This is a genomic window from Rhizobium sp. BK619 (assembly GCF_014195245.1).
In the GTDB taxonomy this organism is placed as follows: Bacteria; Pseudomonadota; Alphaproteobacteria; order Rhizobiales; family Rhizobiaceae; genus Rhizobium; species Rhizobium acidisoli.
On record NZ_JACIBH010000015.1, the window covers coordinates 174,895 to 189,445 of the forward strand.

The following is a 14,551-nucleotide window of genomic DNA, read 5'->3' on the forward strand; positions in this document are numbered from 1 at the left end:
CCGTCTGGCAATCGTCAGAACATCGGTAATTTTAGGTGGTAACAAGTTATGAAAAGTGGTGCATGGTGATGTGATTTGGTGTATTTTCGCGTCAAGGAGAATCGCGAACTTGGCAACAGGTAAGACCGTCCGCACCACCGTATTGCTACCCGAGGGGGTGCATCGTCAGGTACAGGCTTTGGCTACTGCTAATGACGTTTCATCTGCCTGGGTGATCCGGCAGGCCGTCCTGCATTACCTTGCGACGAAAGCAGGCCAGACCGAGCTACCGCTAGGGAGCCGCGATCGGTCATGAGTGCTGACCCTAGAACCATTCGCCAGAAGATCCAACGTCTGCAGGCTGGCGCGCGCCCTCGCGTTCTGGATCTTTTTTCGGGCTGCGGTGGAATTTCGCTTGGCTTTCAGTCGGCTGGCTACGAGATTGTCGCCGCGATTGAGAATGATCCAGAAGCCGCCCGCTCCCATGGTCTCAATTTCCATCACGGCGAAGATCGCCATAGTATCGCGCGCGACATCACCGCAACATCTCCCACCGATCTCGCGGCGGCGCTCGGTCTCGGACCTGCAGCGGGCGCTTTCGACGTCATTGTCGGCGGTCCACCCTGCCAAGCGTTTGCGCGCGTTGGTCGCTCGAAACTGCGCGAGATCGCTGAGCACCCCGAAGCGTTCCGGCATGATCCGCGCGCGCGGCTCTATATTGAATATCTTTCGTATGTTGAGGCGTGCGCCCCGCTCGCTGTGGTGATCGAGAACGTACCGGACATGCTCAACCATGGGGGCCATAATCTCGCTGCCGAGATCGGCGAGATCCTAGCCGGCAAGGATTATGTTGTCCGCTACACGTTGCTCAACGCAGCCTTCTACGGCGTGCCGCAGATGCGTGAGCGGATGATTCTTATCGCAATCCGCAAGGAACTTGCGGACGATGTCGAATTTCCTGCGCCGACGCACTGGATAGATCTGCCGTCCGGTTATCAAGGTTCGCGAGCAGTCGCGCTCAAACTTGCGACGAGGAAGGATCTACTCACCGCCGCGACCAGCGGGAGCGCATACAAGGCCGCGCCGGAAGCCGATGAAACCTTGCCGCCTGCGATCTGTACCGAACAGGCCATCGGCGATCTTCCCGAAATCATGGCCCGCGAACTGTTCGCTGAAGGGGTCCTCCGACGCGGCACGCGGCGGCTCGATGTGATGTTGCCTTATGGTGGGCACAATAAGCAGAATAACTATGTAAATAGCATGCGAGCTTGGCCCGGCTTCGAAGGCGGTTCCCATGTGCGGGACCATGTCATCCGATATCTCCCGCGCGACTATCGGATCTTCGCTGGACTTAAGCCTGGCGACCAGTATCCAGAAGCGCATCGCTACGCACTCAGCCTTTTCGAGGCTGAGCTTGAGCGTCTCGAAAAGTTAGGCTTGAGGCCGGAAGTTGATAGTCCCGAATGGGACGTCCTCAAGGCGGCTTTCGTGCCGCCTTACGATGCTGGGAAATTCCCGAACAAGTGGCGCAAAATGGAAGCGCTGACTCCGGCCCGCACGCTCCTCGCGCATCTTGGTAAGGACGGCTACAGCCATATTCACTATGACAGCCGGCAGGCACGGCCGATCTCGGTTCGCGAAGCTGCGCGTCTGCAGTCTTTTCCAGATGGCTTCCGGTTCGCTGGAACTATGAACCCGGCTTTCCGGCAGATCGGCAACGCGGTACCCCCTTTGCTCGCGCGCGCAATCGCACAGACACTGCGCAGCCAGCTCGTCGGGGAAGCGTCGGATCAACTACCGCTCGCGGCGGGCGCAAAACGCTGATGGCCCGGCGTGACGAGATCATCGTGGTCAGATCAATTGCCGAGTCGGACCTGGGTATTTTTTCGGCGCACCGTCTGAGCGCAACCAGCAAGCAGCGCGCGATCGCGCTAACGACGCCCGTTGCGCGTCGGCTCCTGAGCTCGCGGTTGTTCGAGAACGGTGGTGGGGACATGGATTTGATCTGTCTCTATGGCGGCTACGGTAACCGTGAGCTCAGGAGTATTGGCAAGGTCGGCAAGAATTGGCGGTTGGGCGGTCGCAAAATCACGGCAAACGCTTGCGGTTTTCTCGACAGCAAAGATTTTGTGCTGCTGCGATCTGTTGGTGAGAATGACGGTGATCAGCCCATCCTGATGACGTTCGTTGGCCGCCAGCGGGAGCGGCTGCTCCACGCAGGTATCGTGGCCAGCCTCGCCGACGACTTCCGGGACAGCGTCGCCATGATGTCAGCGGGGTCGGATGCCTTCGCCGCCCTCTCAGCTGCCTTTCCTGCGGTTCCAGCCGATCTGGTTGTCGGCGTTCCGCTGGCTGAGGATGATGTCATCCCCCGGGAGCGGGTGGCCGGGAGCGATGGCCGATAGACTGACGCCGGACCAGCGCCGGCTCAATATGAGCCGCGTCCGTGCGAAGGATACAGCGCCAGAATGGACTGTACGCCGGCTGCTGTTTAGTCGCGGCTTCCGATACCAGCTTCACCGTAAGGACTTGCCGGGCAAGCCGGACATCGTGCTTCCACGGTTCCGCGCTGCCGTATTCGTGCATGGCTGTTTTTGGCATGGTCACGCTTGTACGCTCTTTCGCATGCCAGCAACCCGTACGGAGTTCTGGTCAGAAAAAATGGCTGCCAACCGACAGCGTGATGCCAAAGCAATTGCATTACTCGACGAGTTGGGGTGGCGCAGCCTTTGGATTTGGGAGTGCGTACTCAAGGGACGCGGCCGCCTGCCGGAAAGCGAGCTTGCTGAGCAAGTTAAAGCCTTTTTGTACAGTGACGCCGCCTTCGCCGAAATTACCGAGAACCGGATTTTCCCTACAGCGGAGGAGATTTTATGAGCGAAACGTTGCCGGTCCTGCCTGCAGATCCGTCGGACGAGCTCGCCGACTTAACCGACATCGGCTTGCTTCGATTGCGGGCCAGGGTGGCAGCGGAGCTAAAGCGTCGCGGGCTTGCGTTGAACGTCGGGCAGGTCGCAGAAAGTCTGGCGATTGCGTTATACAATGCCACTCCCGGCCGCCCGAACTTGCAGTCAGCGCCGACAGGAACGCAGAACGTTGATGCCCTCTCCCGGCGAGGAGACCGCTATTCGATTAAGGGCGTACTCGATGCGAGGAAGACCGGCACCGTGTATCCGGATCGAGATGATCGAGAGAAGCAGTTGTTCGAGTATTTACTCGTTGTGCGCATCGATCCCGATTGGCAGCTGCTGGCGCTTTATGAGTTCGACTGGAAGACGTTTTGCGAAGTGCGTAGCTGGGACCGGCGGATGAACGCCTGGTATGTGGGGCTCGCCGCGAAAACCCTTGCACGAGCGACGCTGTTCACGCCAAGCACCGGCTAAAGGGTCACCGATAAGCCGAAAGAAACTCTAACGCGCGTATCTGATCGGGAACATATCTTCACCCGTATTAGCAAGCGCGAACAAAGCCGCTTTCGGTCCTTTCCACGCGGGGCACGAGCCACTCGCATAATTTTCTGAGTGTTTGAGTTGATCCTTGACCTGTCTCCGAGGATGATCTTCCTAAGAAGCGGTCGAGTGGAATCTGGAACATCATGCCAATTACAGAAGAAGAAGATTTGTCGAGGCTTCTCGCAGATGGTGCCATCACCGCGATTTCTTTCGATACTAATATCTTTGACGAGAAAGGTGGGCAGCTGTCAGCTCCGGCCTTGCAGGCGATCGGCAAGCTAAAGCATCGAAAGTTTGGTTTCGTGCTCTCGGAGACTGTTGCAAAGGAAATCACCGATCATCTCGTGAAAAGCGCCGAAAAGGCATTTGCGGCAACTCGTAAGGCGCTCGGTGACGCGTTGGCGGCGTTTGATGTAAAGAACCCCAGCCGCGACGAACTGCTCGATATCGTTTCCGGAGGACAGACTGCGGCGGCGGCGGCAACCCGCCGCTTCGACGAGTACGTTACTGAGACGGGATGCGAAATCATCGATGATCCTGCGCTCGCCAACATGCGGAAGGTTTTTGACGATTATTTCGCCGGTAATCCACCATTTGGTTCAGGCGCCAAGAAGAACGAGTTTCCAGACGCGATAGCGCTTTCGGCGCTCGAAGTCGAAGCCGAAAGGAGAAACACGCACTTCCTGTTGGTTTCCAAGGATGGCGACTGGCGAAAGTTCTGCGAGCAATCCGAGCGCTTGCATCTCCTCCTGGAACTTGAGCGGGCGCTTGATCTGATCAACGCTCCATCGGTTATTCTAAAGGAAACGGTTCAGACCTGGTTGGAAGAAGGGCAAGACGGTCGGGGGGAGGTGCAAGGCTACTTGTCGAATGAGATCGAGCGCTACGATTTCTCCGTTACCGGAAACGCAACGTCCGGCGAGATGGAAGCGGACGCCTACGGCGGCGAGCTGAAGGAAGTCATCTGGCCGGATCGAGACGAGATTGACATCATTGAACTCGGCGAGGAGGAAAACGGCTTCACGCCGGTGACTCTGAGCTTTCCGATGCTTCTGACCGTCAAGGTGCCGATCGAGCTCTCGTTCTCGGTGTGGGACAGCGTCGATAGAGAAGCGGTCGGAATGGGCGGGAGGTCTGTCGAAGTCGAGCGGGACATCGACGCAAGAGCCGTTCTTTCCATTCGGCTTCACGGTCTCGGATCTGAAGAGCCGGAGATTGAACTGGCGGAATGCGAGTTCGAAGTCGATTATGAAGAGATCGACCTTGGCGACGTCGATGTCTTCGAAGAGGAAGACTATGACGACTGATGTTTTTCACTTGCCTGTTCGAACTCGCGGGCGGTGTGATGGAGAGGAGTTCGCGGAAAAGTCGGATGTTACGAACACTTTGGTGCACTTCGAAAAATGAAATTGCCCATGATCCTTTTACTGGCCGATAATTCTGCATGATTTCTCGAGTCTCGGCGCGAATAGACGCGATCTGAGCGAAAGTTTACGCGATGGGTATATCGCGGCGTCAACTCGCATGGGAGGACTGGTGACTAGCTGGGTCTGTGCATTCTGTGGACCAACGGATCGGAAGCGAACCAAGGAACACCTCTGGCCCGCGAGCCTCCATCGACGCGTCGTAGCCTTGCTCGACGGGGGCGAGCAGAAATTCTGGGTTGCTCGTTTGGATAAGGCTCTTTCAAACGAACCTACTATTCGGGATGTTTGTGCAGTCTGTAACAATGGCGAATTATCGAAGCTTGATAACTATATCTGCGAGGCCTTCGATCGTGATTTCTGTGCAATCCGTGAGCGTGGAGAGAAGGTTTCACTGGATTACGACTATCACCGGCTTAAACGTTGGTTGCTGAAGATGTCGTACAACTCAGCACGTATGAGCGGCACCGACGTGCCCCTGTTTCAGCCGTTGCTTCCGTACATAATGGGGCAGAGCCTGCCCGCAGGACGGAATGTAAAGCTCTTCCTAGAGATGACATATCCCAGCGAAATACCCGCTGACGAGCTGCAAGACGGAATGCCGGCGGCCGTGAGGCCGGCCGTAAACCGTGTCGGGTTCTTTGGCTGCCCGACGCCGAGCGGCATGAAGTGGCTGCGGGCGGTCCATTTGAGGAGCTTCACTTTCCTTCTTGCGTTTTTACCACCGACGGCGAGCGCGGCGTCGATGCACGCTTTCGTCGACGAGCTTCTCTCGAGCCGCCCTTCAGCGTGCGAGCTTCGGGCTTCAATGTCTCGAGTGACGTTGCAGTGTGACGGTATCGATTGCTGGACTTCACTAAAGTCCGGCATGACCAATCGCATCGAGGTGAAATGAAACAACTGACCAAAAAGGAAGGTGATTTCTTTCATCCGGCGTTCAATAGCGGACCCGCGCCCCGGGGGCTGTCGATCCCGGTTTCCGGCTCGTTGCCGGCGCTATGCTAAACCTCCTGCGGCAACCCTTTTAACCGGTCTTGCGGGAGGCGAACGGCTTTTGCAGTTCCTGCTACAGCTGGTATGCCCTTCCCATTTGGACGCTTCTGCCCAGCGACCAAGAGCTGTCACCGCGGTGAATGCCGCAAAATCCGCGGCCGTTGGCAGGAAGATGCCAGGTGATTGGCCGCAGCCGACCCGGCGAAAGCCTAATACCGGCGTAGCAAAGAGCTGCGCTCAGTCGAGCACAAGGTAAGTCGATGACCGCTGAACACTTGGGGTGGTGCTTTGAGGCAAGTAGATCATCCAGCATTTTCAATTGGTTGATGGATCCGAAAAAGTGGCGTGGGTCCGATACCGTTCAAGGCGAAGAAGTCCGTTCGGCATAGTCCGGCCAGCGCCGAACGGCGGCTTCGCGCCCTCGTTCCAGTCATTGACGCGGAATTGGCGAATATCGAAAGCGGAATTTTGGTTTTGTCGGCTCTACGCTCGAAATGGAGGTGGGAAGCTGCCGACGCGCAAATCGTCGAGCTTCCGTTGCAGGCGCAGGCGCTCGTTTTCCTTCTGGCTCGCCGCAACGGCGGCTTCTAGATCCGCGACGGCATCCTCCTCGCCAAGCGCGCTGCGGATATCGTGACGCAAGTCAAGGAACTCGCTCCTAAAACGCTCGGCGCTGAGCTTGGCCAAAGCGCTGTCAACCCATTTTAAGGCGCCGTCGGCATCGCCCTGACCAAGGCGGCATCGCGCCAGCAGTCGTTCCAGCCATTCGGTGTCGAGGCTCGTCTTCTGCCTAAGGATAGTCTCGGCTTCGTCCGGCTTTCCCATGTCGATCAACAGTTCGGCGTGGCGCTGGTGATGAAACTGCATAGGTTTTACGATGGCGAGGTAATGAGCGCGCGCCTTCTCCCTCAGTTCGACAGCCGATGCCGGCGACAGACGGGCGGCCTCGCAGAAGATCTCGGCGCGGGCTGCCCGTTCTCGATCAGACTGCAGCCTTTCCAGTTCCACTTCGGGCAAGCCATCGAAGATTGACCGAAACATCTCTGGCCGCTCTAGGGAGATGTACCTACCAAGAGCGGCGAAGGCGTCGAATGCGTGTTGCGCGCCGGCATTGGCGGCCGATACAATCGTCTGCTCGATCGAGGCGGAATGGCGGTCGATGAGCGCCGCACGCCACCGGCCGGAGCCGGATGGGAGTCGCTCAATTACCCCCAGGAGCACGGAATAGGACAAACCATCGGTGTTGGCGCTTGGTCCGAGCATCTCGTCCACGAGCTGCGTAGCCCTCGTCTCCTTCTCGGGGTGTCCCTTGTAGAGATCGACCAGTTGGAGCCGGGCTTCATGAAGCGGAACCGGGCCGGTAAGCACTTGTTCGAAAAGATCGGCGGCAGCCGACTTATCGCCCAGGCGTTTCAGGGCTTTGCCCTTGTGATGCAACAGCTCTGCGATCTCACGAAGCGTCAGACTTGGAAGCTCGAGCATCTTGTCGAACGCGACCAGACGGTCCCGCAGCCTGTCCTGGGCAGCGGGGTCGTGCCGCTCCTTGTCATAGAGAAAGAGCTGCTCGATAGATTCAATCACCATGTTAATTTCGAGCGGTCGTGGTTTGCGCCCAGCCATCCGTCGCACAATTTCCAAAGGTTCTCCGACCAGCTCTGGCCTGGTCTCGAGAGCGTCCCACGTGGTAAGTAGCGCGAAGAGGAAACTGGGCGGCGTCCCGCCGCGTGCGACCATATCCTCGAGCTTGGGCAGGAGGACGCGAGCATTGCGCCAAAGATCGAGGCCCTCGCCACGGGAGGCTTCGACAAGATATGTGTCCAGCAGATGCTCCAGTTCGACGGAGCGCTCGTTAGTGCACCAACTTCCGTCGAGGGAGGCGTGGACCACGTCGTGCAGGCGGATGGCCCTGTTGCGATCCGGGGCCGTGAGGCTGTTCCCCTTCAACTTTCTAATGCCCAGCGGCTTGATCGCGAAACTGAGGAAATCCTCATCGCAAACAGGAAGGCCCGACCACGCGAACACCGACAATTCCTTGGTCAGCGATGGCCGCAACCGCTCGAGAAGGATATCGGTTAATCGCCGCCCGCCGACTTCCATTTCGCCGATGACCTCGCAATCTTCGAGGATGTCATCCCACGTCGCTCCCTCGTTCACCGCAGCGAGGATGAGCGAAAGCGTCAGCGGATGCCCTTTCACCGTTCCCCAGATCTTGTCGAAAACCGCCTCCGCGCACTTCACTGAGGCAAGCCCTAGGAGCGCCGAGGACTGTAGTCGATCCAGCATGGGCAGATTGAACGATTGCGCATCGGTCGAGCGTTGGGTCAACAGGACATGGGTGCCCTTGCCGCAGATTCTCTCCAACGCCGTCATATCCAGATTTGCCGGAGCGTCATCGATCACCAGCAAGCAGCGCAACGTTTTCATCAATCCAACGACGTTGCGGCTTTCGCCCGCGCGCAAGAGTGGGACCGCTTGCAGATCATCCGCTCTGCGAATCTCGTCGCCGTCTAGCCAGATCCGGACTTCGTAATCGTCCTGATGCCGATGGGCGAAAGCCTGAACGGTCGCGGTCTTCCCAATTCCGCCCACTCCGCCGATGGCCAAAACAGGTTTCTGTCTCAGTCGCTCAACGATCGCCATGTTAATATCGTCTCGAGGCAACCAGCTCGGCAGTGGCTCTGGCACCATTCGGCTCGCCGCTTCCTCCTCCCGAATCCGCTCCAAATCCGGAAGGTATGGAGAGAGCCTGCGGACCACCGAATCACTCAGGATTAGATGGTCGACCAACTGCGTCGCGATCTCCACGGCGCCCCAGAGATAGAGGGTTTTGCCTTCCATCTCGGGCAGGTCGAGCATCGCACGTTCGAACTCCTGAGCGACCTGCGGTCGGCTCGGCTGCCCGGATAGGAGGAATATCTTTTCGGCACTGGGCGCTCCGGCTAGAGCGTGGGCGAGGTCGCCGCGCGCCTTATCCATGTCCCCGCTAAAGTAATCCTTGCGGTCGGAGTACTCGACCGCGACTTTCCCGTCGCCGTTCGTCGTGTCTACAACGCCTGCGACAGGATAGCCGAGCAAGTTCAGTCCCCGGTGGTCCAACGGCAGCTCAAGCAGGGCCTGGACGAGCAGGCCGCCGAACCTCTCGAAATCGGTAGCTATGTAGCCTATCCCGTTCGCCAGCCGGCTGATCAGTGCGGTTCGGCGCTTCGGGTTCATTCAGTTCCTCAGATGAAGGTCAAGCGCGGTCGGTTGGGGGAGGAGGCGGCGCGTCAGGAGTTGTGAAGGTGTACGATGGACACCGCGTTGTCTATGTAATTTCGTCGCTTTGCCGCCTGAATTCAGTCGAAGCCGGGCATGTGACGATCGGTCATCGGGGTCATCCGGTTCGACGTCACGGCGAAGCGGGTCGGAACCGGCCAATCGGCATTGCATTGCGCCCTCGAAGCGGCCGTTCGGGCGGGGTCGCCGCGTTCACAAAACCTCCCGTCCGTTCATCTTCTCGAAGCGTTCGCCGGAAAGACGTACATTGGGAATGTTCCAGCACAACCGCTTTTGGCAGTAAACCGTCCGCGCCGAAGATCTCCGTGACGGGTGCCAAAGACCGCTTCTGCGGTCCTTCATCGTCACAGCTAAGCCTGTCCACGCTCCCACTCTCGCTGCGTTTCATTAGCACCGAAATGGTCGCTTTGAAAAACGGTCGCCGCTGACACGGCGGGTGACGTTCCATCGAATCAGGTGTAACTGTGACGCACGTAAAACGAGAAAACTGCGTCGCGTCAGGGGGCTGCGTTGAAGATTTACGCCGTATCGATCGAGAATTTCCGGGGCATCAGTTATGCGAAGCTTGTGCTGCCCGACCATGCTGTCCTCATCGGCGACAACAACACGGGCAAATCCTCGGTCCTTGAAGCGATAGATCTTGCGCTCGGGCCTGATAGACTGAGCCGCCGCCCTCCGGTCGATGAGCATGATTTTTTTGAGGGCAAATATCTTCCCGTGGCCGCTGTCGCCGCCGAGGAGGGCGCCGTGCCGGATGAGGCTGACGAGGCGCCCGTCGCCGAAACCCCGAAGATCACCGTTGAGGTCACCATCATCTGCCTGTCGGAACAGCAGGAGGCCAGGTTCGGCGGCAATATCGAGTGGCTCAATGTCGAAACCGGCGATTTCTTCACCGAGGCCAACCCGGCGGGTGTCGATGCCGCAAACATCAAAGCGGCGCTGCGCGTCACCTTCATCGGCGCCTACGATTCCGATGAGGACGATTTCGTCGGCAACACCTTCTATTCGCGCAGCATGACGGAGGCGGACAAGCCCGAGCCGTTCTCCAAGAAGGACAAACAGCATTGCGGCTTCCTGTTCCTGCGCTCCCTACGCACTGGGTCGCGCGCACTGAGCCTAGAGCATGGCAGCCTTCTCGACATTATTCTGCGGCTGAAGGAAATTCGGCCGCAGATGTGGGAAGGCACGATCGGCACGCTCGCCGCCTTCGATGTGGCAAGCGACCCCGCGATCGGGATTTCCGGCGTGCTCGACAGCATCGACAAGTCGCTGAAGAAATATGTGCCGCGCGAATGGGGTGTGAAGCCGCACCTTAAGGTGTCGAACCTCACGCGTGAGCATCTGCGCAAGGTAGTGACCGCCTTCATCGCCACCGGCGATGGCGATCACGCCGCGCCCTTCTTCCGGCAGGGCACCGGCACGATCAACATGTTGGTCCTGGCGATGCTGTCGCAGATCGCCGAAGACAAGCAGAACGTCATCTTCGCCATGGAAGAGGTCGAAACCGCGATCCCGCCCTATGCCCAGAAGCGGATCGTGCATGAGCTGCGCAAGCTGGCCTCCCAGTCGATCGTCACCTCGCATTCGCCCTACGTCCTCGAGGAATTTAAGCTCGACGAGACCGTGATTCTGTCGCGGGCCAATGACGGTGTGCTCAGCCAGGCGCAGATTTCGTTGCCCGACAGCGTAAAGCACAAGCGCTATCGGCAGGAGTTTCGCACGCGCTTCTGCGAGGGCCTCCTGTCCCGTCGCGTGCTGATCGCCGAGGGGGCCACCGAGGCCAGCGCCTTTCCGGTGGCCTCGCGCCGGCTGTCGGAGCTAAACCCCGCCACCTATGCCTCGCTTGAGGCGCTTGGCATCTGCATCATTGATGCGGGCACCGAGTCCCAGATCGCCGATCTCGCCGGGCTGTATAGGGGTCTTGGTAAGCGAACGTTCGGGCTTTGCGACAAGCAGACCGATCCGGCGAAGGCTGCGATCGAAGCCCAGGTCGAGCGGCTATTCATGCACGAGGAGAAGGGGATCGAAGATCTCATCCTCAAGAATACGACGAAGGATGCCCTTGAGCGGTTTTCCGACGCGCTTGACTGGCCGCCGCATATCCTCGTGAAATATCCCGATCCGAAGGCCAATGTGATCCCGGCGCTGAAAGAGTATTTCGGCTGGGCAAAGGGCAATTGGGGCATCGCCGATTTCCTTGGCCAGTGCTCCGAGGCCGAAATCCCGTCCTGGATCCGCGCTGCCTGCACAACGCTGAAGGCGATCTGTGATCCCCCGCCTGCGCCCGCCGCGCCGCCCGTGCCGCCAGCGCCTCCGTCCAGCAACGGTGGGGAAGCCGCCGCCGCGCCCGCCGTTTAGAGGACGCGATGGTCAATCTGACGCCCGCGCAAAAGGATGTTCTAACCGTCGAGGGGCACCAACTCGTTGTGGGTGGTCCTGGCTCGGGTAAGACCACTGTGTCGATCCTGAGGGCCGCGAAGATCGCGTCCGAGAAACTGAAGCTGGGACAGCGCATCCTTTTTCTTAGCTTCGCGCGCGCGACAGTCTCGCGCGTGTTCGAGGCGATCGACGAAGAGGAGTCGGTTACGAAGGAGGAAAAGAAGCGGATCGAGGTCGATACCTATCACTCCTTCTTCTGGCGCATCCTCAAGGCGCACGGCTATCTGGTCGGGTTTCCGCGGCGGATGACGATCCTGACGCCGCCGAACGAAGCGATCGCGCTGTCGGCGATCCGCAGCGGCTTCAAGGCGCCGTCCAAGCTGTCGGACGAGGAGAAAGCGCAGAAGGCCGCGCTGGAAGTGGCCGAACGCATGCGATTGGCGACGGACGAGGGCAAGGTCTGTTTCGACCTGTTCGCGGAGCGGGTGGCGATCTTGTTGCATGGCTCGGCTAAGGTCCGCAAGCTTGTGTCGACCATGTACCCGTTCATCATCCTTGACGAATTCCAGGACACGAGCGCCGAGCAATGGCGCGCGGTCGAGGCAATCGGGAAGAGCAGCACGCTGATCGCGCTGGCCGACCCAGAGCAGCGGATCTTCGATTTTATCGGCGCCGATCCCGAGCGCCTCAACCACTTCAAAGAGGCGTGCAAACCCTCCGAACACGACCTGGCCGGGGACAATCACCGGAGCAAGGGCACTGACATCGCGATCTTCGGCAATCACCTCCTTACCGGGAAGTTTCGCGAGGAGCCCTATCAAGGCGTCGAATATCAAGGGTTCGCGTCGAACCCTAACCAAGCCTATGCGTCGCTCGTCGCGCAGGTTTTGCAGGCGCGGCAACGGCTTGTCGCGCTCGGTCGCCGTGACTGGTCGCTCGCGATCTTGGTTCCGACGAAGCGCATGACGCGTCTGGTGTCGGACAATCTGCGCGCGCCGTTTGGCAACGTGCCGCCGATAATGCATACGGCGGCGGTGGATATGGAAGGCCCGATCCTTGCCGCCGAAGTGATCGCCTTCCTCCTGCAACAGCGAAGTCACAGCGGCGGCTTCGATGAATTTGTCGATGTACTCTGCTGCTTCTTCGGCGGACGCGGCGGGGCGACGCCGACGAAGGGTCATCTTGCCGACGCCGCACGTTTCAGGTCGGCGCTGGAAAAGTGGAATGGATGCCTCGCCAAGGGCCAGACGCCGCCGAGTAATAGTGTCCTCCAGGCCACGTTCTCGGTCCACCAGGCCGCGACGGCCATCGCCTTGACCGGACAGCCAGACGCCGATTGGACCGCGGTGCGATCCGTCCTTGAGGCCGGCGCCTGCACGCGGCTCGCCGAGGTGGCGCAGGAAGCCCGCAATGTCCGCCTGCTCGAACGCGGCATGCAGATGCGTCAGAGCCTTGCACAGGATTGGCGCGACACCGGTGGCTACAAGAACGCACTCGCCGTCACGCGGCAGGCGTTCGTCCAGGAACATTTCGCGACGGCGCACAAGCCCGAGTCCGGCATCGTCGTGATGAACATGCACAAGGCTAAGGGGAAGCAGTTCGACGAAGTCATCATCTTCGAAGGCTGGCCGAAGCGGGTTAAGGGGGAGATTGTGGGCAACCCGGATCGTATCGTCGGGGGCAATGTGAACTCAGGTGCGATGATACAGGCCCGCCAGAATTTCCGCGTCAGCGTGACCCGCGCGAAGATCCGGACGACGATCATGTCGCCCAACGACGATGTCTGCGTCCTGCTGAACCGCGTCGAATAAAGCAGAGTGGCGGGCACTGTGTGCGCCCAGGATCACGGGCAGGTTATCTCCGGCCTCCTACCGGCAACGGCTTGGTTGTAGGATAGCGTGTCTATGAGCACTCGGAAGCTGTCATCCGCGTCCGCCTGTGCGGTGCAGCAGCTAACGCGTTTCCGACCCCGAAAGCCGACAGACGGCTCATGGCCCCAATTGGTCGTTCCTCCATGGCCGGGCGAGGTTACCTGGATGTGCAATCTGAACTGAGCCCCCTCTGTGAGCAGTTGGGTGTGGGCTCGGATTTCATCAAGACGCCCAACTCGAACCTGCACTTAATCATTTCTTCGGGACTGGTTTCGGTTTCGGCTGATACAGACGGCGTTTGACGTTTGAGCGCAGAGCGTTGCGAACATCCTTATCCACCATCGACAGGTCGAACCATTCGGAATCAAAATAGCCACCGCACCACCGAATGGTTTCGACATATTCGGGATCTTCCCCGTCTGCGACGATCTCCAGGAACCGCTCATATCCCGATACTCCACCAACATCTTCGGGCGGTCGCGCCCTTTCGCCGGCGACGCAGCTCCCGTGTTTGGGCGTAGCGGCGAGCGTCAAGAACTCCTCGACCGCAACGGTGTGCCGCCAGCCATCCCCGAAATCATAGTGGTAACTGAAGACGGCACCTTGCTCGAAGTCCAGCAAGCGAACCTCTCTCTGATCGAAGACCCGAGGATCGTCATCGGTCGCATCCTCCGTTAGGGTCTCGACTTCCCCATACCGCAGCCCACCAATGCGGAATTCATAGAGGTGATAGTTCCACCAGTTGAATGCGGCCTGAATACCGAGATGCAGATGCTCCAGGTTCCAATGCACCGGCAGGACCAATCGGCGCCAAACGTCCGGCTTGATCTCATCCATGGAAACTCTGACTTGCACGGCGTTTGCGGGTTTGAACATGGCACGAATGAACAAGGTCAGGCAGCGATCGTCAAGAAGGCGCTCAATTGTGACACCGTATTCGAACTGGATCGTTCTTCACGGCATCTTTGCCGGCTTGTCCAGCCCTCGAAGCTTACTATCTCTGGTGTAACCCCAACTGGAGCATCGCCATGGATCGAAACGCGGCCGAAATGCTGTCGGAATTCTATATTGAAATTCTTCCGCCGGACCGCGATGAAACGTGTGCGTCGGATGCAACAACATGTCCGTGCTGTCGAAGGTCACGTCCGGCCTCGCGCATGGATGATGATGGCTGCGG

General features: G+C 59.1%; 11 protein-coding genes. 8 read left to right on the forward strand and 3 right to left on the reverse strand.

The window, feature by feature from the left end; translation table 11 throughout:
* Window positions 1–70 precede the first annotated feature (70 nt).
* The 6 genes from FHX14_RS33185 (at window position 71) to FHX14_RS27030 (ending at window position 4,738) form a co-directional block, all read left to right on the forward strand.
* The gene (locus tag FHX14_RS33185; protein ID WP_348649271.1) at window positions 71–295 is read left to right on the forward strand and encodes a CopG family transcriptional regulator; all 225 of its coding nucleotides are present in this window, start codon (window positions 71–73) and stop codon (window positions 293–295) included.
* Window positions 292–1,803 (forward strand): DNA cytosine methyltransferase, encoded by a 1,512-nt coding sequence (locus FHX14_RS27010; RefSeq protein WP_184379934.1) that lies wholly within the window; start codon window positions 292–294, stop codon window positions 1,801–1,803. The genes FHX14_RS33185 and FHX14_RS27010 overlap by 4 nt, the downstream gene beginning before the upstream one ends.
* A complete protein-coding gene (locus FHX14_RS27015) occupies window positions 1,803–2,384 on the forward strand; it encodes a hypothetical protein (protein WP_184379936.1) in 582 nt (193 codons plus the stop codon). Before FHX14_RS27010 ends, FHX14_RS27015 begins: the two co-directional genes overlap by 1 nt.
* Window positions 2,374–2,856: a very short patch repair endonuclease gene (locus tag FHX14_RS27020; RefSeq protein ID WP_184379938.1), complete on the forward strand. Its 483-nt coding sequence runs from the start codon at window positions 2,374–2,376 to the stop codon at window positions 2,854–2,856. The genes FHX14_RS27015 and FHX14_RS27020 overlap by 11 nt, the downstream gene beginning before the upstream one ends.
* A complete protein-coding gene (locus tag FHX14_RS27025; RefSeq protein ID WP_184379940.1) occupies window positions 2,853–3,362 on the forward strand; it encodes a hypothetical protein in 510 nt (169 codons plus the stop codon). Before FHX14_RS27020 ends, FHX14_RS27025 begins: the two co-directional genes overlap by 4 nt.
* Before the next feature lie 212 nt (window positions 3,363–3,574).
* Entirely contained in the window at window positions 3,575–4,738 is a 1,164-nt protein-coding gene (locus FHX14_RS27030) for a PIN domain-containing protein (RefSeq protein WP_184379941.1), read from the forward strand.
* A 600-nt stretch (window positions 4,739–5,338) separates the two neighbouring features.
* Here the strand turns inward: FHX14_RS27030 and FHX14_RS27035 are convergent.
* Both FHX14_RS27035 and FHX14_RS27040 read right to left on the reverse strand, forming a co-directional pair.
* A complete protein-coding gene (locus FHX14_RS27035) occupies window positions 5,339–5,785 on the reverse strand; it encodes a hypothetical protein (RefSeq protein ID WP_184379943.1) in 447 nt (148 codons plus the stop codon).
* A gap of 546 nt (window positions 5,786–6,331) precedes the next feature.
* Window positions 6,332–9,061 (reverse strand): hypothetical protein, encoded by a 2,730-nt coding sequence (locus FHX14_RS27040; RefSeq protein ID WP_184379945.1) that lies wholly within the window; start codon window positions 9,059–9,061, stop codon window positions 6,332–6,334.
* Window positions 9,062–9,634: 573 nt separating this feature from the next.
* Between FHX14_RS27040 and FHX14_RS27045 the strand changes: the two genes are divergently transcribed.
* A complete protein-coding gene (locus FHX14_RS27045; protein WP_184379947.1) occupies window positions 9,635–11,482 on the forward strand; it encodes an AAA family ATPase in 1,848 nt (615 codons plus the stop codon).
* Window positions 11,483–11,490: 8 nt separating this feature from the next.
* The gene (locus tag FHX14_RS27050; RefSeq protein ID WP_184379948.1) at window positions 11,491–13,314 is read left to right on the forward strand and encodes a UvrD-helicase domain-containing protein; all 1,824 of its coding nucleotides are present in this window, start codon (window positions 11,491–11,493) and stop codon (window positions 13,312–13,314) included.
* A 312-nt stretch (window positions 13,315–13,626) separates the two neighbouring features.
* Here the strand turns inward: FHX14_RS27050 and FHX14_RS27055 are convergent, their stop codons facing one another.
* Entirely contained in the window at window positions 13,627–14,250 is a 624-nt protein-coding gene (locus tag FHX14_RS27055) for a plasmid pRiA4b ORF-3 family protein (RefSeq protein ID WP_184380041.1), read from the reverse strand.
* Window positions 14,251–14,551 lie beyond the last annotated feature (301 nt).